This is a genomic window from Yersinia intermedia, assembly GCF_900635455.1.
Lineage (GTDB): Bacteria > Pseudomonadota > Gammaproteobacteria > Enterobacterales > Enterobacteriaceae > Yersinia > Yersinia intermedia.
Genome location: NZ_LR134116.1, coordinates 3,100,902 through 3,119,216 on the forward strand (window position 1 = coordinate 3,100,902; position 18,315 = coordinate 3,119,216).

An 18,315-nucleotide genomic window follows, 5' to 3' on the forward strand; every position below is an offset into this window, starting at 1 on the left:
TATGAGCTATGAATGGAATCCAGCATCTTATTACTTTGGAGGGCGTTGAAAAACGCTTCCCCGGACTGGATAACCCTGCCGTCGCCAGCCTGACAACAGAGATCCGCAGTGGCGCGGTCACCGGTTTGGTTGGGCCGGACGGTGCCGGTAAAACCACCCTGCTCCGTATGCTTGCCGGATTGCTCAAACCCAGTCAAGGCAAGATGACGGTGGTCGGGCTAGACCCGTTAGAAAACGATCGCCAGTTACATTCCATTCTCGGGTATATGCCACAAAAGTTTGGTTTGTATGAAGACCTGACGGTGATGGAGAACCTGACGCTGTATGCCGATCTACGCGGAGTTACCGGTGAGCTTCGCCGCCAAACATTTGAGCGCCTGCTGACGTTTACCGATTTAACCCGCTTTACTGACCGGCTGGCGGGAAAACTCTCCGGCGGGATGAAGCAAAAACTGGGGTTGGCCTGTACTCTGGTCGGTCAGCCCAAAGTACTGTTGCTCGATGAACCGGGTGTCGGCGTTGACCCGATTTCACGCCGCGAGTTATGGCGCATGGTGCATGAGCTGGCAAGCGATGGCATGCTTATCCTGTGGAGCACATCATATCTGGATGAGGCAGAGCAATGCCGTGAAGTGCTATTACTAAATGAAGGGAAATTGCTGTACAGCGGTGCGCCGCAACACCTGACGCAACGGATGAGTGGCCGCACAATTTTGCTGGCAGCGCAAACCGGAACTAACCGTAAGCTGTTACAACATGCGCTGGCATTGCCTCAAGTGAGCGATGGAGTCATTCAGGGGAAGTATGTACGGCTAATCCTCAAACCTGACGTGGATCACAGCCAACTATTGCCACTCCTCAATCAGCCCAATGCCGAGATAACTGAAGCAGAACCGCGCTTTGAGGATGCCTTTATCGACCTATTGGGGGGCGGCCCCGCCAGTGAGTCCGCTTTGGCGAAAATTATGCCCAAAGTCGCCGGTAGCCATCAGGAAACCGTGATTGAAGCCCAAGAGTTAACCAAAAAATTTGGCGATTTCGCCGCAACTGATCATGTGAATTTTCAAGTTAAACGCGGTGAGATATTTGGTCTGCTCGGCCCGAATGGCGCGGGGAAATCCACTACGTTTAAAATGATGTGCGGTCTGTTAGTCCCCAGTTCAGGTAAAGCATTGGTACTGGGAATGGATCTGAAAACCAGTTCGGGTAAAGCCCGGCAGCATTTGGGTTATATGGCGCAGAAATTCTCGCTGTATGGCAATCTGACCGTTGAACAAAACCTGAAATTTTTCTCCGGCGTTTATGGTCTACAAGGCAAAATACAACGCGACAAAATAGCTGACATGACATCAGCCTTTAACTTTACCCCGATCCTTAGGCAAACCCCGGACTCACTGCCTTTGGGGTTTAAACAGCGTTTGGCGCTGGCCTGCGCGTTAATGCACGAACCAGACATTCTGTTCCTGGATGAACCGACATCCGGCGTCGACCCTCTAACTCGGCGTGAGTTTTGGTTGCATATCAATGGGATGGTAGATAAAGGCGTCACCGTCATGGTTACCACCCACTTTATGGATGAAGCAGAATACTGTGATCGTATCGGGCTGGTTTACCGTGGCAAGATTATCGCAGCCGGCACACCTGATGAGTTAAAACAACAGGTTGCCAGTGATGATAATCTTAATCCCTCCATGGAAGAGGCCTTTATTGGGCTGGTGCAACACTATGATCAGCAAAATGATAAGGAGCAGCAGTCATGACCGAGCCACGTCTATTGCCAGTGGATAAATCGCCGGTAAATGAGAGCGAAACCTATCAGGACACAGGGTTTTCCTGGCGTCGCTTGCGGGCCTTATGCCGTAAAGAGACCCGGCAAATACTGCGTGACCCGAGCAGTGGATTGATCGCATTCGTCATCCCGTTGTTGCTGCTGTTTATCTTTGGTTATGGCATCAATCTGGACTCCAGCAAACTGCACGTCGGCATTTTAATGGAGCAACAGAGCAAACCGGCTCAGGATCTGGCTAACGCCTTCGCCAGTTCACCTTATATTTCACCGCAAATCAGTGACAATCGCCAGGCGCTAATTCAGGCGATGCAAGCCGGCAAAATTCGTGGGCTAATTGTGATCCCCAATGATTTTGCACAGCAACTTGCGCGCCCCGAAAGTAAAGCGCCCATTCAGGTCATTACTGATGGCAGTGAACCCAATACCGCCAACTTTGTGCAAGGCTACGCACAAGGGGTGTGGCAAATCTGGCAACAACAACAGGCGCAAAACCTAGGGCAAAAAAACGATCCTCTGATTGAGATTCAGGTCCGTTATTGGTTTAACCCTGCCGCCATCAGCCGACACTTTATTATTCCCGGTGCCATTACCATTATTATGACGGTTATCGGCGCGATTCTAACCTCGCTGGTGATCGCCCGTGAATGGGAGCGCGGTACCATGGAAGCACTACTGTCGACCCAGGTCACGCGCAGCGAGTTGCTGTTGTCGAAACTGATCCCCTATTACGCCCTGGGCATGATAGCCATGACACTCTGCATGGCGGTGTCGGTATTTATCCTCGATGTGCCTTTCCGTGGCTCACTGTGGATATTGTTTGTTATGACCAGCCTATTTTTGGCCAGCACTCTGGGTATGGGATTGCTAATTTCGACTATTACCCGCAATCAATTTAACGCCGCAATGGTGGCCTTGAATGCCGCATTCCTGCCGGCAGTGATGCTGTCTGGCTTCATTTTCGAAATTGACAGCATGCCCGCTATCGTGCGCGCCGTAACCTATATCATTCCCGCCCGCTATTTTGTCAGCAGCCTGCAAACCCTGTTTCTGGCGGGGAACATCGGTACCGTACTGGTGATTAACCTGTTGTTCCTGGTTGCCTCAGCAACCGTATTTATCGGCCTGACGGCATGGAAAACTAATCGTCGGTTAGATTAGACGCCGATTAGATTAAAGGAAGGAAGCAAGATATGTTTCATCGCCTCTATACATTGATTATCAAAGAGTTACAGTCACTGCTGCGCGAGCCACAGACGCGGGCGATATTAATTATGCCGGTTATATTACAAGTCATTTTGTTCCCATTCGCCGCCACATTGGAAGTGACTAATGCCACCATCGCTATTTATAGCGAAGACAGCGGGAAAGCGTCTGTAGAACTGACCCAACGCTTTGCCAAAGCAGAGGCTTTTTCTCATGTCTTACTGCTCCACAGCCCACAAGAGATTCAGCCGGTGATTGATAACCAGCAAGCACTGCTTTTGATACGTTTCCCAGAGCAATTCAGTGCTGACCTGGCTAATGGCAAAACCACTCAGTTACAGTTATTACTGGATGGGCGTAACTCCAACAGCGCGCAAATTGCCGCCAATTACATTCAGCAAATCGTACAAAATTATCAATTAGAGTTAACCCAAGGCCAGATAAAGCCCAACAACAGCGAGTTGGTCATCCGCAATTGGTATAACCCGAATCTGAACTACAAATGGTTCGTGGTGCCATCATTGATTGCGATGATTACGACTATTGGGGTGCTTATTGTGACATCACTGTCGGTGGCTCGTGAGCGGGAGCAAGGGACACTCGAACAGTTGTTAGTTTCGCCGCTTACCACCTGGCAGATTTTTATTGGTAAAGCTGTCCCGGCACTGATTGTCGCGACTTTCCAGGCCAGTATCGTCTTGTTTATCGGTATCTTTTTTTACCAAATTCCGTTTGCTGGTTCGTTGGCGCTGTTTTACGGCACCATGCTGCTCTACGGCTTGTCGCTCGTTGGCTTCGGTTTGTTGATTTCCTCGTTATGTTCCACTCAGCAGCAGGCTTTTATTGGCGTGTTTGTTTTCATGATGCCCGCTATCTTGTTGTCTGGGTATGTCTCGCCGGTGGAGAATATGCCTATCTGGCTGCAAAATATTACGTGGATCAACCCTATCCGCCACTTTACCGATATCACCAAACAGATTTACCTCAAGGATGCCAGTTTCGATATTATCTGGCACAGTTTGTGGCCGTTACTCGTAATAACCGCCACAACGGGGAGTGCCGCCTATGGGATGTTTAGGCGGAAAATCGCATAGCGACATTAAGTGGTAGTAAGGCTTACCGGCATTCACCAAAAAACAAAAAGGACACCACAGGGGTGTCCTTTAAAATTTTGATCAACCTATAATACGGCGAGCAAGTTTGCCACACCGCAACTTTGAATCAGCCAGCTTAAGCTGAGTTTGATTCAGTGACGAGACCAAAAAATTGACCGACGCCCGCAGCGCAGAAAGCGCAGTTGACATCGGTCAATGAGCATTTCGCGCAGCGTACGGCGAGCAAGTTTGCCGCGTCGCAGCCCTGAATCAGCCAGCTTAACGGCGGTTGCCGAAAATCCGCAGCAACATCAAGAACAAGTTAATGAAATCAAGATACAGCGTCAAAGCACCCACTATGGAGTATTTACGGAAGTTATCTTTATCATTGGCATCCAACTGTGAACCCATGTTTTTCAACTTCTGGGTATCATAAGCAGTCAAACCAACAAACACTAACACCCCGATGTAGGTCACTGCCCACATTAGCGCCGTGCTTTTCAGCCAGATGTTAACAATGGATGCTAACACGATACCGATCAGGCCCATAAACAGCATGCTGCCCATACCACTCAAGTCACGTTTAGTGGTATAGCCGTAGAAACTCATGGCACCAAACATACCGGCAGCAATCAAGAATGTGCTGGCGATAGAAGAGCTGGTGTACATGATGAAAATGCTGGATATCGTCAAGCCGGTTAATGCGGAATAGAGCATAAACAGCGAGGTAGCCATCGAGCCACTCAGGCGGTTAACCATGCCAGAAATAACAAATACCAGACCTAACTGAACAATAATCAGCCCGAAAAAGGTGATCTGACTGGAAAATATAAAGTTGAGTACCGCAGGGGTATTCGCTGCGTACCAAGCGACAACCGCCGTTAATAACAGACCACAGGTCATCCAGCCGTATACCTGCGCCATATATGCCTGAATGCCTGTGTTGGCACGTTCGACAATCGAACCATTAGAGCGTGGATAGCGATCCATGGTAGTTACCTTATGCATATAAATAATGATACAGGCCATCTAAATTGACAGCCCACCGACTTTTTAAGGGTACCACAGAAGTACAGTCAACAAGGGAGTAAAAATAGACATTTAGCGGTGATCTTTACACTGGTTTACGCTCAATTTACCAGCGCTTGGCCGCCAGATGATCACTGTCGCGTGATTCAACCCAACGTTCGCCGTCCGTTGTGGCTTCCCGCTTCCAAAATGGGGCCTTTGTTTTCAGGTAATCCATTATAAATTCAGCCGCATCAAACGCCATACTGCGATGGGCGCTGGTTACCCCAACAAAGACAATTTCATCGCCGGGGAACAGTGGCCCCACCCGATGAATAACGCTAACACGCTGTAAAGGCCAACGGCTACGGGCTTCATCAATAATCTCAGTTAGCGCCTTTTCTGTCATGCCTGGGTAATGTTCCAGCGTCAGTGCGCTAACGCTATCACCCAGATTGTGATTACGAACTTTGCCGGTAAACGTCACCACCGCGCCATCTTCATCACACTGTGACAACCAGTGATACTCATCACCCACACTGAAAGTCTCAGTACCCACGCAAATACGGGTATGGTCCATTATCAACCTCCGGTCACCGGCGGGAAGAACGCCACTTCATCACCCGCCACCAGCGGATGATGAACATTGACCAATGATTGATTCACCGCAGTCAGTAATTTGCCTTCTTCAAGAGCTAATTGCCAGCGCTCACCCCGTTGGCACAGGGATTGACGCAGTGCCTCAACAGTGGGAAATTCCGCCGCCAATTGCAAACTGTCGGTTCCGACCAGTTCACGCACCTGAGCAAAAAAGAGAATTTGAATCATGAGTTCACCTTAAAATCACCGGATTTCCCGCCACTTTTTGCTAACAGGCGCACCGGGCCAATTATCATGTCTTTTTGTACCGCTTTGCACATATCGTAAATTGTCAGGGCGGCAACGGAAGCTGCCGTCAGCGCTTCCATTTCCACGCCGGTTTTACCGGTCAGGCGGCAGCAAGTTTCGATACGCACACGGTTGTGTTCTGGTTGTGCTTCCAGTTGAACTTCAACTTTGGTCAGCAACAGTGGGTGGCACAGCGGGATTAATTCCCAGGTTTTTTTAGCTGCCTGAATCCCGGCAATACGCGCAGTGGCAAAGACATCACCTTTGTGGTGGCTGCCCTCGATAATCATCGCCAACGTCGCGGCCTGCATTTCGACAAAAGCCTCCGCCCGCGCTTCACGCACGGTTTCTGCTTTAGTGGAAACATCCACCATATGGGCTTCGCCTGCGGCGTTAATGTGAGTTAGTTGGGTCATATATTCTCTTCTGTTCTTAACGTTGCCCGCTATCAACCGCCAATAAACGATAAATTCTGGGTAATACCGCTGTTGCCCTGATGCAGAAAATGGGTCTGTTTCTTGGTTTGCAATGCACTCTGGATGCGTGCCATTAACTCATCTTGCTGGTCATCGCTGCCCAGCAAGTCACGTAGTGTAATGCCTTGCTCACCAAATAAGCATAAATGCAGATTCCCCAGCGCTGAAACACGCAAGCGGTTACAACTGGCGCAGAAGTCTTTCTCATACGGCATAATCAGCCCGACCTCCCCCAGATAATCCGGGTGATGGAACACCTGCGCCGGGCCATCACTGCGTGCCCGCGCTTGCTGTTGCCAGCCTTGTTGGAGTAATTGCTGGCGGATGACACCACCGGAGACATGGTGTTGATGAAACAGATTGCCCCCCTCGCCGGTTTCCATTAATTCGATAAACCGCAGTTGAATCGGCCGTGACTTTATCCAGGTGAGGAAGGCATTCAGATTGCGATCATTGACATCACGCATCAATACGGCGTTAATTTTAACTTTCTCAAAACCGGCATCAAAAGCAGCATCAATGCCTTGCATGACCTGATGAAATTTATCCTGCCCAGTTATGGCATGAAATTGCCGTGGATCAAGGCTATCGACACTGACATTAATGGCTGTCAACCCAGCCTCCCGCCATTGGGCGGCATCACGGGCTAAACGATAGCCATTGGTGGTGACTGCCAGAGTGCGGATCGCTGGATTTTGTCTGATGGTGGCAATGATATCGCTGAAGTCGCGCCGCATAGAGGGTTCGCCGCCCGTCAGACGAATTTTTTCTGTTCCCAATAGAGCAAAGGCGCGGCTGACGCGGCTTATTTCGTCCAGACTCAGAAAGCTTTTTAATCCGTCGGGGCGATAGCCATCCGGCAAGCAATAGGTGCAACGAAAATTGCACACATCGGTAATTGATAGGCGCAAATAATAGAACTTGCGCGCAAATGCGTCAGTGAGTTGTACCATAACACCTTTCCAAATACGGGAGATGCAGGCATTTCTACCTCGCACCCTGGTGGCTTAAAGCCACGGCCAGAGCATCATATTGTTCGCGAACGAGACAACGTAGACGCCAAGGCTAGGAGTTTATGTTCAGTGACAGTTTACCCACTGCCCACCGAACCATGGTTTAAAAAGTAAAGCAGTTAGCGGCAGATGAGTCGCTAAAACCCCTACTTTTCCTAGAGATTCTAACGCTAAAACGGCAGGATAGCCAATGGCTGTTTTCCGTTATATATTTTTATATACAACGACTTATATAACAAAACTTACTGTTATTCAGTCTATTGTAATCCATTGCTAATACTTTGTTTAAAATCACGAAAACAATGGCTTTTATCGCGTTTTCACGGCAAATCCGTTAACTTATGCAGCAATTTCACCATTAGCTACGCTATTAGAGCCAGGCAACAATATTTAGACAGGAAAAATATGCGAAATCGCACATTAGCGGATCTCGATCGGGTGGTTGCTTTAGGAGGAGGCCATGGCTTGGGGCGCGTGATGTCAGCCCTTTCTCCACTGGGTTCACGCCTGACAGGTATTGTTACCACCACCGATAATGGCGGCTCGACGGGTCGCATCCGCCGTTCAGAAGGAGGAATTGCCTGGGGTGATACCCGCAATTGCCTTAATCAGTTGATCACTGAGCCGAGTGTGGCTTCGGCAATGTTTGAATACCGTTTTAGCGGTAATGGCGAACTCTCAGGCCATAATCTGGGTAATTTAATGCTCAAAGCGTTAGACCATCTCAGCATCAGACCTATCGAGGCAATCAACCTGGTGCGTAGCTTGCTAAAAGTAGAGGCATGGCTCATCCCGATGTCTGAGCAACCGGTCGATTTGCTGGCCATCGATCATGAAGGACACCCCGTTTATGGTGAGGTGAATATCGACCAACTGGCGAAAATGCCACAAGAGATGTTGTTGTCACCGCACGTTCACGCCACGCGGGAAGCCGTGGAAGCAATTAGCCAGGCAGACGTTATTTTGATTGGGCCAGGTAGTTTCTTAACCAGCCTGATGCCCTTGTTACTGCTAGATGACTTAACTCAGGCCCTACGTCGCAGCTCTGCCAGTATGATTTATATCGGTAATCTGGGGCGTGAACTCAGTGTGGCGGCAGCCGCGCTGTCGTTGCAAGAAAAACTGGCGATAATGGAAAGCAAGATTGGCCGCAAAATTATTGATGCTGCTATTGTCAGTCCACGAATTGATATCAGTGGCGTAACGGACAGAATTATTATCCAGCAACCACTGGAAGCCAAAGATATCCCTTATCGCCATGACCGTGAGCTGCTCCGCCAAGCGCTGGAAACCACGTTGCAACAGCTCGGTGGCGCAAACTAGCTAAGAGGTTTTGCTCGAGTTTGAGCTTGCAATGTTGCGCTGTCATTCATATGGATATACAGCGCCTCCACTTTAGTTCTAGCCCATGGTGTACGGCGTAAGAATTTCAGGCTGGATTTAATGCTGGGATCGCTGATGAAACAGTTGATATTGATACGGTATGCCAACTCCTCCCAACCATAATGCTCAACCAGTTTAGTCAACAGTTGTTCAAGGGTAATACCGTGTAACGGATCTTTCGACAAGTGATCGCTCATTATTTATCTCGCGTTTTATACTCTTCCGACCTGGCGCTGCTGAATTGTTGGCTTGCCACCGAGCTGCCACCCCAGGTTATTTGAGTCTATTTAGGTGATGATTTTATTAGCCGCACACCTTAATCAGGATGGGTTGATGCGGCAAGCAGAAATTCCTGATTTGCCACACGGCCACCACACAATGTGAGGCTAATGAGCATCACGATATTGCGATAAACTGTTGGCGCAACTGATGAACTTGATCGCGCAGTTCTGCCGCCTGCTCAAATTCCAGATTCTGTGCATGGGTGTACATTTTAGATTCCAGCTCACGGATTTTCTGGTCAAGCGCTTTCGGTGGCAAGGCGTGATAATTATTGGGATCAGCCACTTTGCCGCCCCGCCCTTTCCCTTTACCACGGGAAGAGGGTTGGCCCAGTTGCAGAATATCGCCAATTTTCTTGTTCAACCCTTGTGGAATGATGCCACGTTCTTCGTTGTAAGTTTGCTGTTTGACACGCCGCCGTTCCGTTTCACCAATAGCCTTTTCCATTGAGGCGGTAATTCTGTCGCCATACAGTATCGCTTTACCATTAAGGTTACGCGCGGCACGACCAATAGTCTGGATTAAAGAGCGTTCAGAACGCAGGAAACCTTCTTTATCAGCATCAAGAATTGCGACCAGAGAAACCTCTGGCATATCCAAACCTTCGCGCAGTAAGTTGATCCCCACCAGTACATCAAACTCACCCAAGCGCAGATCACGAATAATCTCTACCCGCTCAACGGTATCAATATCCGAATGCAGGTAACGAACACGGGCACCATGCTCCCCCAGATACTCAGTCAGGTCTTCGGCCATACGTTTAGTCAGCGTTGTTACCAGTACCCGCTCGTTAATCGCTGCACGAATACGGATCTCTGATAGCAAGTCATCGACCTGTGTTGCTACTGGCCGTACTTCAATTAACGGATCGAGCAGGCCCGTCGGCCGCACGACCTGATCGATGATATCGCCACCGGATTTCTCCAGCTCATATTTACCCGGAGTTGCTGAAACATAAATAGTTTGTGGTGCCAGTGCTTCAAACTCTTCAAAACGCATTGGCCGGTTATCCAGTGCCGATGGCAGCCGGAAACCATATTCCACCAGTGTTTCTTTGCGCGAGCGGTCACCTTTGTACATCCCGCCGATTTGCGGAATAGTCACGTGGGATTCATCAACCACCAACAAACCGTCAGCCGGTAGATAGTCAAATAACGTAGGTGGTGCTTCGCCGGGACCACGGCCGGAAAGGTAACGTGAATAGTTTTCAATACCGGAGCAGTAGCCCAGCTCATTCATCATTTCAAGGTCAAACTGGGTCCGCTGGCTAATACGTTGCTCTTCCAACAACTTATTGTTGGCTAATAGCACCTGACGCCGGTCGGCCAGTTCGACTTTGATCTCTTCCATGGCCTGCAAAATACGCTCACGCGGGGTAACGTAGTGCGTTTTAGGATAGACCGTAAAACGCGGTACTTCATGCTGTAACTGGCCAGTCAATGGATCAAAAATTGACAACCGCTCGACCTCTTCATCAAACAGTTCTACCCGCAGCGCCCACTCATCAGATTCCGCAGGGAAGATGTCGATGACTTCACCACGCACCCGGAAAGTACCGCGCTGGAATACCTGATCATTACGGCTGTATTGCAATTCGGATAAGCGACGCAAAATAGAGCGCTGATCGATGATCATACCCTTAGTCAGATGCAGCATCATTTTCAGGTATAAGTCAGGATCACCCAGGCCATAAATCGCAGAGACCGATGCCACTACGATGACATCACGCCTTTCCAACAATGCTTTGGTCGCCGATAGCCGCATTTGCTCAATATGCTCGTTTACCGAGGCGTCTTTTTCGATAAACGTATCAGAGCTTGGGACATAGGCTTCAGGCTGATAGTAGTCATAGTAGGAGACAAAATACTCTACCGCGTTATCGGGGAAAAACTCTTTCATCTCACCATAAAGCTGTGCTGCCAATGTTTTATTGGGTGCCAGCACCATGGTCGGGCGGTTCAAATCAGCAATAACATTGGCTATCGTAAAGGTTTTACCCGATCCCGTTACCCCCAACAGTGTCTGATGAGCCAGACCATTCTCTAGCCCTTCTTCCAGCTTACGGATAGCCTCAGGCTGGTCGCCTGCTGGCTTAAACTCAGAATGTAGTTTGAATAATTTACTCATGAATTTGCTACCCGCCGGAGAAATACACACTATCAGGAGGCTAATTATGAAAGCCCCATAGAATTTTGCCACCCCTATGATACTGGATATAAAACCAGCTTCAAGCACCAAAATGTAGGAATTTCTTTAACCAAGAGATTGTTTGCCTCGTTACAGTGACATACAAACGACAGTTGCACTGTAAAAGCATTTTTATCCCCAACTGTTAACATAAACGCATTAGTGATAACTAATTGATTAAAGATCATCCATCAATTCTGCCTATGAATTATCAGCGCTTGATTTTAATTAACCCATTGAAAATAAAATAAATTATTAAAAAGTAGAGAATGCGGACAACAGGAGCGCAAGCCGCGTCCGCTCTCGCTTGCCATCAGTTTTCTATGGCTAATGCACAAGGTTATCCACAGGAATGGTGGATAACTCATTCAACCCCACAGCGGCTGGGAGTTGGCGAAAAGCAAAGCTTGGGAAAGAAATAGGGACTAACTGGCTTTTTTAGTGTTTTTTTTACATTTTTATTTCACCGTATATTTCAATTAGTGCTAACTATGTAGCTTGCTAATTCTATAACTTTCACTAGCTCACCCTCACATCTAATCACTTCTGGCCTTACTGTTTTTTTCTGCACCATTATCTCCAGCAGAGCACCGCTTAAGTGCATGCTATCCGTCACTCTACGCCTTTATCGCTGTGGTCTGGGTCATTTCAGCCCTGATCTGTACGTTAAAACGATTTACAGACTGTTAACATACAAATGTTGTCCTCTGCATGGCAACTTGGCCCAAGAGTTGCTTTATATCTATAGAACAGAGGAGTGAAAGAGGAAATGGTCTAAAGCGGTGCAACATATTCATGAACCAAAAACCATCCTATCTCAGGGTGATTAGGGGCAAAAATAACCTGTTGATACCATTTAACACCACAATTAACCCATTTCACCTCAATTTACGCCAACAACCACCCGTTAGAAGTGTGGTGTTTTATGTTGTACTGCCGCTATCAAGTATGCAGATTTGCTGGTTAATCCTTCGCTAGCCGTTACAGAACACTGGGTCACCTGTGAGCTACTGAGATCGACTGAGGAGAAGCACTGATGCTGAGTTTAACCGCTGTAAATCAATACTATGGTCAGAATCATATCCTTTGGGATATTAATCTGGAGATCCCTCGTGGGCAATGTACCTGCCTGATTGGCCGCAATGGGGTAGGGAAAACAACATTAATTAATTGCATCATGGGACATCTGCCGATTAAGAGTGGCACCATGACCTGGCAACCGAACCATGAACCGCCACAGAATTTGCTACAACAACCCGTTGAGGGGCGCACTGCTCTGGGTATCGGCTATGTACCACAAGGGCAACAGATTTTCTCTCAACTGAGTGTGGAGGAGAATATGCTGATAGCCGTGCTGGCAGGCCGCTATAAATCGCGCCAAATTCCGGGATGGATTTTTGATTTGTTCCCGCAACTGTATGATAAACGCACCCAGCGCGGCGGGGAGCTAACCCGCAATCAACAACAGCAGTTAGCCATTGCCAGAGCACTGGTGGCAGAGCCAGAATTACTGATCCTTGATGAACCTGGGAGTGGAGTTTTACCGCCGTTGAGTGAGGATATTGGCAATATCCTGCATCAACTCAGCCGTAGCCTGGGTCTGACAGTGCTGTTAGTTGAACATCGTTTAGCTTTTATTCAACATGTTGCAGATCGATTTTGTTTGATGGCAGGCGGTAGAAATGTGGCACAAGGGACATTGGCTCAATTGGATGAAGACATGATTATTGAGCATTTGGCCAGTTGATATGGCGCAGAACTGTTCCCCTCTCACGCGAGCTAAAGCCGATAACACCGGCCATACTCAGCAAAAAAACCAGGGCTAATAATGTCTATTAGCCCTTTAGTGCCATATCGTAGTGAAAAATTCACGTGGTGATTTAGTTCATTTCTGTGTCAGCCAAAAGCCCCAAATCCAGATAGCCGCCAAGATCACGCCGCCGGGTGATAGGATTCACGTCAAGATCCGTCAGATAGGGGACGACACCTAATCGCGGGGCGCTGATCATCTGTGTCAATGTTGCCATATACTCAACTTGTCGCTCCCCCGCAGGTATCACCTCGTTGGCAACCCAGCCCGCCAGTGTCAGCCCAGCTTGCCGGATAGCCAAAGCGGTCAACAAAGCATGATTGATACATCCCAGTTTTATACCAACAACCATAATCACCGGGAATTGCTCTCGCTGTACCCAATCGGCAAAAGTTGCCTGTGGCGACAGTGGCGTAAACCAGCCGCCAGCCCCTTCGATCAATACCCATTCTGCCGCGTGCTCAAGCTGTTGTAGCCCTTGCGATAAAACTGACAAATCAATCTCACGCCCTTCACTGGCACTGGCAATATGGGGTGAGGTCGCTTCCAGAAACGTGAATGGATTCACCTGTGAATAACTGAGTGCCTCACTGCTGTTTGCCTGTAGTGCCAAAGCATCGCTGTTACGCAATCCGTCAGGCGTCATCTGGCTGCCGGATGCCACCGGTTTATAACCGGCGGTGCGATAGCCCTGTTGGGCTGCGGCTTGCAGTAAGGCACAACTGGCAACTGTCTTACCGACATCAGTATCCGTGCCAGTGATAAACCAACGTTTAGTCACGATAGATAACCCCATAAACTAAGTGGTAACTCAGCGGGTAGGTGCCAGATTGAGTGCTATAAGCGCGTTGCAGGGCCACCAGCCGCTGACGACCACTTAACCCGGCATCACGCCCCTGATGTAAATGCGTAGCGCCTATGCCTTGCAGAGAGCGCATAAGCGCTATCACATCAGGAAACTGTTGCTGATATAACTCGGTAGTCAGGTGATGGCGATACCCCTGACAAGCGTCACTGATATGTTGAAAGGGGAGAAAATCATTCACATGGCGTTTACCATCTACCTGTTGCCACGCCTGCCCCAACTCATCAAGAGATCCTTTTGCCAAGGTAGAAAACAGGATGATGCCGCCAGCCCGAGTGACACGATATAGCTCAGCTAACGCCTGCGGTAAATCAGCACACCACTGTAGCGCCAGATTACTAAAACAAATATCAACTGTTTGATCTGGCAGCGGTATATTTTCAATATCAGCCAATAAATAGCTATCAGCAGCCTGTTGCCGGCGGGCGTGATCCAACATTCCAGCGGCCAAATCTAGCGCAGTAACAAATCTGTCTCGTTCACGCCAACAGCGGCTGAAATAGCCAGTACCGCACCCGGCATCCAGCACTGACGCCCCCGGATGCTGATTACCCAGCGCCAATAAGGTATTCCCCGTTTCTCGCTGTAAACATGCCGCTGAGTCGTAACTGCCAGCAGCCCGGCTAAATGCAGCCGCAATCGCCGGTTTATCAACCAAAGGTAATCGTGGATTATCAGCGACAAACGCCATACAGCACCTCCAGCAATCTGTCGATATCATCACATTGATGCGCAGCACTCAGGGTAATACGCAATCTGGCGCTCCCCGGCGGAACTGTTGGGGGGCGAATCGCCGTTACCCATAACCCCTCGGTACGGAGCTGCTCCGCCAGTGCCAGCGTTTGCTGATTGTCACCCACCAGCAGTGGCTGGATAGCGGTTTCAGATACCCCTAATTGCAACGGTAAATCTGCCGCGCCACGCCGAAATTGCGCAATACGTTGCTGAAGCTGCTGTCGCAAGTCATCACCTTGCTGAATACGTAACAATGCTGCTTGCAGCGCACAAGCCTGTGCTGGTGGCATTGCAGTGCTATAAATCAGATGGCGGGCATATTGCAGCAGATACTCGGCAACCGGCTCCTGACACAACACTGCCGCCCCACTCAAGCCGAATGCCTTGCCAAAAGTGACCACTAACAGTTCGGGTTTCACCCCTTGCTGCCAGCAACTACCACGGCCACCTTCGCCACACACACCAATTCCGTGCGCATCATCCACCAGTAACCAGCCACCTGCCGCCACTGTTTTTTGCTGCAAAGCAGCCAGTGGAGCGCTATCACCGTCCATACTAAAAACGCCTTCGGTGACCACCAATGTTTGGCCTGCACAGGGTTTATCGAGTAGGTTTTGTAGCGCATCGGGCTGATTATGCACAAAACGCCGTAATTGGGCCGGAGAGTGTGCCGCCGCCTCCAGCAAAGAGGCGTGGCTGAGTTTATCAGCCAGTATCCTGTCGGCGGCAGCAGTTAACGCTGCCAACACCGCCTGATTTGCTGCGTAGCCTGAGATAAACAGCAATGCGCGCGGATAGCCCAGCCAGTGCGCCAATTGGTGTTCCAGTTGAGCATGAGGCCGGCTATAGCCGGTAACATGACCAGAGCCACCACTGCCAACACCATAGCGTTGCGCCCCCTGCTGCCACGCCGCAATCACATCAGGATCCTGACTTAACCCCAGATAATCATTACTGGCGAAGTTGAGATAACGCCGCTCTCCTGATTGCAACCAGCGCCCATTAGCACCTTCATTAACCTGACGGCTGCGGTAGGCTGCTGTATCGCGCCGCTGTTGCAGCCCCTGCTCTATCTTGCTTTGCCAGTCCATCAGATTGCCGCGTTATAAAATTGTGTGCTCTCGCCGGGCAATGAGTCACCCTGCAACAGTTGCTCAGTTAATACTTGCTGCTGCTCACGATCCCCTTGCTCAGTGGCGGTTTGCTGTGGATTCAGCCCCAATTTACGGAACAGTTGCAGATCTTTATCTTCTTCAGGATTCGCCGTGGTAAGCAATTTACAGCCGTAGAAAATAGAGTTTGCCCCCGCCATAAAGCACATCGCCTGGGTTTGCTCGTTCATTTGTTCGCGACCGGCAGATAAGCGCACATAGGAGGTTGGCATCATGATACGTGCGATAGCAATGGTACGGATAAACTCGAAAGCATCTACGTCGTCGTTATTTTCCAGCGGTGTGCCTTTCACTTTTACCAGCATATTGATCGGCACACTTTCAGGCGGTTTGGGCAAATTAGCCAGTTGTACCAGTAGCCCTGCGCGGTCGCGGACAGTTTCGCCCAATCCGACAATGCCACCCGAACAGACTTTGATGCCGGCGTCACGAACTTCACTGAGGGTATCGAGCCGTTCCTGATAACTGCGGGTGGTAATGATGCTGCCATAGAATTCCGGCGAGGTATCAAGATTGTGGTTGTAATAATCCAGCCCAGCTTCTGCTAACCGGTGGGCTTGCTGCTTATCCAGCGAGCCAAGCGTCATGCAGGTTTCCATCCCCATGGCCTTGACACCTTCAACCATTTTCTCCAGATAGGGCATGTCACGCTCATGGGGATTTTTCCATGCTGCGCCCATACAGAAACGGGTTGAGCCAGCGGCTTTGGCCTTTTTCGCTGACGCCAGCACTTGTTCAACCTGCATTAAGCGCTCACTTTCCAAGCCAGTTTTGTAGCGCGAACTTTGCGGGCAATATTTGCAATCTTCCGGGCAAGCGCCGGTCTTAATCGACAGCAAAGTACTGACTTGCACCTGGCGCGGGTCAAAATGCTGGCGATGAATCTGCTGCGCTTCAAACAATAAATCCAGCAGTGGTTTTTCAAACAAGGCCTGGGCTTGCCCGACTGTCCAGCGAATATAATTTGCCATTACGGCTTCTCCAAGGAAGAGAAAAAAGTTTCGCCAGTGTAAATAAACTCGATATACTGTCAACCATTCTTGCAATGAATTGGTTTACAACAATCCTCATGACACCTTCTGACCTGGCTTTTGATGAACGTCATATCTGGCACCCCTACACCTCAATGACTGACCCGCTTCCCTGCTATCCGGTGGTCGCGGCTGAAGGCGTTGAGTTACAACTGGCTGATGGGCGGCGTCTGATCGATGGCATGTCATCATGGTGGGCGGCCATTCACGGCTATAATCATCCCGTGCTGAACCAAGCGGCACATCAGCAGTTGGATAAAATGTCCCATGTGATGTTTGGGGGGATCACCCACCCGCCTGCCGTGGAACTCTGCCAACAGTTGGTTGCGCTAACCCCTCCGGCATTAGAGTGTGTGTTCCTCGCTGATTCAGGTTCAGTGGCCGTTGAAGTGGCGTTGAAAATGGCATTGCAATACTGGCAGGCCAAAGGTGAACGGCGGCAACGGATTTTAACCCTGCGCCACGGCTACCATGGTGATACTTTTGGTGCGATGTCAGTCTGCGATCCCCAGAATTCAATGCACAGTTTGTATCAGGGGTATTTAGCTGAAAATCTGTTTGCCCGCGCGCCACAATGCCGCTTCGACCAGGCGTGGGACCCAGAAGATATCACTGATTTTGCTGCAATGATTGCTGCACATTCCAGCGAGATAGCCGCAGTTATTCTGGAACCGATAGTGCAAGGTGCCGGTGGAATGCGTATCTATCACCCCGCCTATTTGCGGGAGGTCAGAGCATTGTGCGATCAGCACCAGATTCTGTTGATTGCTGATGAAATTGCTACCGGTTTTGGCCGTACCGGTAAACTTTTCGCCTGTGAACATGCGCAAATCGTGCCGGACATTCTGTGTTTGGGTAAGGCGTTAACCGGCGGCTACCTGACCTTATCGGCTACCTTAACTACCCGTAAGGTGGCAGAAACCATCAGTAATGGTGATGCGGGTTGCTTTATGCACGGCCCGACCTTTATGGCAAATCCATTGGCTTGCGCTGTCGCCTCAGCAAACTTGAATCTGTTGGCTGAGGATCACTGGCAACAGCAGGTTGCCGCCATAGAAAACCAATTGAAACACGCGTTAATGCCACTTGCAGAACATAAAGCAGTGGCAGATGTGCGGGTATTAGGGGCGATTGGAGTAGTGGAGATGAGCGAGCCGGTTAACGTCGCGCGCCTGCAACGGCAATTTGTCGAGCACGGCGTGTGGATCCGCCCGTTTGGTAAACTGATTTACCTGATGCCGCCTTATATTATCTCGCCGCAATCACTGGCGCGGTTAACGGATGCGGTGAAGGCTGTGATAGTGAATATCCGCTAAAGCAGTGCTGGGCAATATTGTCCGCAGACTGGCGGGGCGATGGCACCGATGGGCGTTGTGACG

Annotated in this window: 17 protein-coding genes and 1 riboswitch; of the genes, 6 read left to right on the forward strand and 11 right to left on the reverse strand. The window is 49.7% G+C overall.

Annotation, left to right across the window (positions count from 1 at the left end):
• Positions 1 to 8 precede the first annotated feature (8 nt).
• Genes EL015_RS14175 through EL015_RS14185 form a run of 3 tightly spaced genes read left to right on the forward strand, consistent with a single transcriptional unit; the run spans position 9 to position 4,086 of the window.
• Complete coding sequence (locus tag EL015_RS14175) at positions 9 to 1,760, forward strand: ATP-binding cassette domain-containing protein (RefSeq protein WP_032907193.1); 1,752 nt, start codon at positions 9 to 11, stop codon at positions 1,758 to 1,760.
• The gene (locus tag EL015_RS14180) at positions 1,757 to 2,947 is read left to right on the forward strand and encodes an ABC transporter permease (protein ID WP_032907191.1); all 1,191 of its coding nucleotides are present in this window, start codon (positions 1,757 to 1,759) and stop codon (positions 2,945 to 2,947) included. The genes EL015_RS14175 and EL015_RS14180 overlap by 4 nt, the downstream gene beginning before the upstream one ends.
• 32 nt (positions 2,948 to 2,979) lie before the next feature.
• Positions 2,980 to 4,086, forward strand: coding sequence for an ABC transporter permease (locus EL015_RS14185; protein ID WP_005189548.1), 1,107 nt, complete (start codon positions 2,980 to 2,982; stop codon positions 4,084 to 4,086).
• Positions 4,087 to 4,365: 279 nt separating this feature from the next.
• Here EL015_RS14185 and EL015_RS14190 read toward each other — a convergent pair whose 3' ends face one another.
• The 5 genes from EL015_RS14190 to moaA form a co-directional block, all read right to left on the reverse strand.
• Entirely contained in the window at positions 4,366 to 5,076 is a 711-nt protein-coding gene (locus EL015_RS14190; RefSeq protein ID WP_032907190.1) for a Bax inhibitor-1/YccA family protein, read from the reverse strand.
• 145 nt (positions 5,077 to 5,221) lie between these two features.
• Positions 5,222 to 5,674 (reverse strand): molybdopterin synthase catalytic subunit MoaE, encoded by a 453-nt coding sequence (gene moaE / locus EL015_RS14195; RefSeq protein WP_005189542.1) that lies wholly within the window; start codon positions 5,672 to 5,674, stop codon positions 5,222 to 5,224.
• A gap of 2 nt (positions 5,675 to 5,676) precedes the next feature.
• A complete protein-coding gene (gene moaD / locus EL015_RS14200; protein WP_032907188.1) occupies positions 5,677 to 5,922 on the reverse strand; it encodes a molybdopterin synthase sulfur carrier subunit in 246 nt (81 codons plus the stop codon).
• A complete protein-coding gene (gene moaC / locus EL015_RS14205; protein ID WP_005189536.1) occupies positions 5,919 to 6,398 on the reverse strand; it encodes a cyclic pyranopterin monophosphate synthase MoaC in 480 nt (159 codons plus the stop codon). Before moaC ends, moaD begins: the two co-directional genes overlap by 4 nt.
• A gap of 32 nt (positions 6,399 to 6,430) precedes the next feature.
• Positions 6,431 to 7,411 (reverse strand): GTP 3',8-cyclase MoaA, encoded by a 981-nt coding sequence (moaA, locus tag EL015_RS14210; RefSeq protein ID WP_005189532.1) that lies wholly within the window; start codon positions 7,409 to 7,411, stop codon positions 6,431 to 6,433.
• Positions 7,398 to 7,542, reverse strand: a riboswitch (molybdenum cofactor riboswitch). Its footprint overlaps the gene before it by 14 nt.
• A 334-nt stretch (positions 7,543 to 7,876) precedes the next feature.
• On the opposite strand from moaA, the gene EL015_RS14215 reads away from it, so the two are divergent.
• Positions 7,877 to 8,794: a gluconeogenesis factor YvcK family protein gene (locus tag EL015_RS14215; RefSeq protein ID WP_005189527.1), complete on the forward strand. Its 918-nt coding sequence runs from the start codon at positions 7,877 to 7,879 to the stop codon at positions 8,792 to 8,794.
• Here EL015_RS14215 and EL015_RS14220 read toward each other — a convergent pair.
• Positions 8,791 to 9,051: a VF530 family protein gene (locus EL015_RS14220; protein ID WP_032907187.1), complete on the reverse strand. Its 261-nt coding sequence runs from the start codon at positions 9,049 to 9,051 to the stop codon at positions 8,791 to 8,793. The genes EL015_RS14215 and EL015_RS14220 overlap by 4 nt on opposite strands.
• A 199-nt stretch (positions 9,052 to 9,250) precedes the next feature.
• Positions 9,251 to 11,263: an excinuclease ABC subunit UvrB gene (uvrB, locus tag EL015_RS14225; RefSeq protein WP_032907185.1), complete on the reverse strand. Its 2,013-nt coding sequence runs from the start codon at positions 11,261 to 11,263 to the stop codon at positions 9,251 to 9,253.
• Between the two features lie 1,096 nt (positions 11,264 to 12,359).
• On the opposite strand from uvrB, the gene EL015_RS14230 reads away from it, so the two are divergent.
• Entirely contained in the window at positions 12,360 to 13,070 is a 711-nt protein-coding gene (locus tag EL015_RS14230; RefSeq protein WP_005189521.1) for an ABC transporter ATP-binding protein, read from the forward strand.
• 133 nt (positions 13,071 to 13,203) lie between these two features.
• Here EL015_RS14230 and bioD read toward each other — a convergent pair whose 3' ends face one another.
• From bioD to bioB, 4 genes are read right to left on the reverse strand one after another with little or no spacing between them, the layout of a single operon-like run.
• A complete protein-coding gene (gene bioD / locus EL015_RS14235) occupies positions 13,204 to 13,914 on the reverse strand; it encodes a dethiobiotin synthase (RefSeq protein ID WP_032907184.1) in 711 nt (236 codons plus the stop codon).
• Complete coding sequence (gene bioC, locus EL015_RS14240; protein WP_032907183.1) at positions 13,907 to 14,689, reverse strand: malonyl-ACP O-methyltransferase BioC; 783 nt, start codon at positions 14,687 to 14,689, stop codon at positions 13,907 to 13,909. Before bioC ends, bioD begins: the two co-directional genes overlap by 8 nt.
• The gene (bioF, locus tag EL015_RS14245) at positions 14,673 to 15,824 is read right to left on the reverse strand and encodes an 8-amino-7-oxononanoate synthase (protein ID WP_005189515.1); all 1,152 of its coding nucleotides are present in this window, start codon (positions 15,822 to 15,824) and stop codon (positions 14,673 to 14,675) included. Before bioF ends, bioC begins: the two co-directional genes overlap by 17 nt.
• The gene (gene bioB, locus EL015_RS14250) at positions 15,824 to 16,876 is read right to left on the reverse strand and encodes a biotin synthase BioB (protein WP_032907182.1); all 1,053 of its coding nucleotides are present in this window, start codon (positions 16,874 to 16,876) and stop codon (positions 15,824 to 15,826) included. The genes bioF and bioB overlap by 1 nt, the downstream gene beginning before the upstream one ends.
• A gap of 98 nt (positions 16,877 to 16,974) precedes the next feature.
• Here bioB and bioA point away from each other — a divergent pair, with 98 nt between their 5' ends.
• Positions 16,975 to 18,252 carry an adenosylmethionine--8-amino-7-oxononanoate transaminase gene (gene bioA / locus EL015_RS14255; protein ID WP_005189513.1) on the forward strand — a complete coding sequence of 426 codons (1,278 nt, stop codon included), beginning with the start codon at positions 16,975 to 16,977 and terminating at the stop codon, positions 18,250 to 18,252.
• Positions 18,253 to 18,315: the final 63 nt, after the last annotated feature.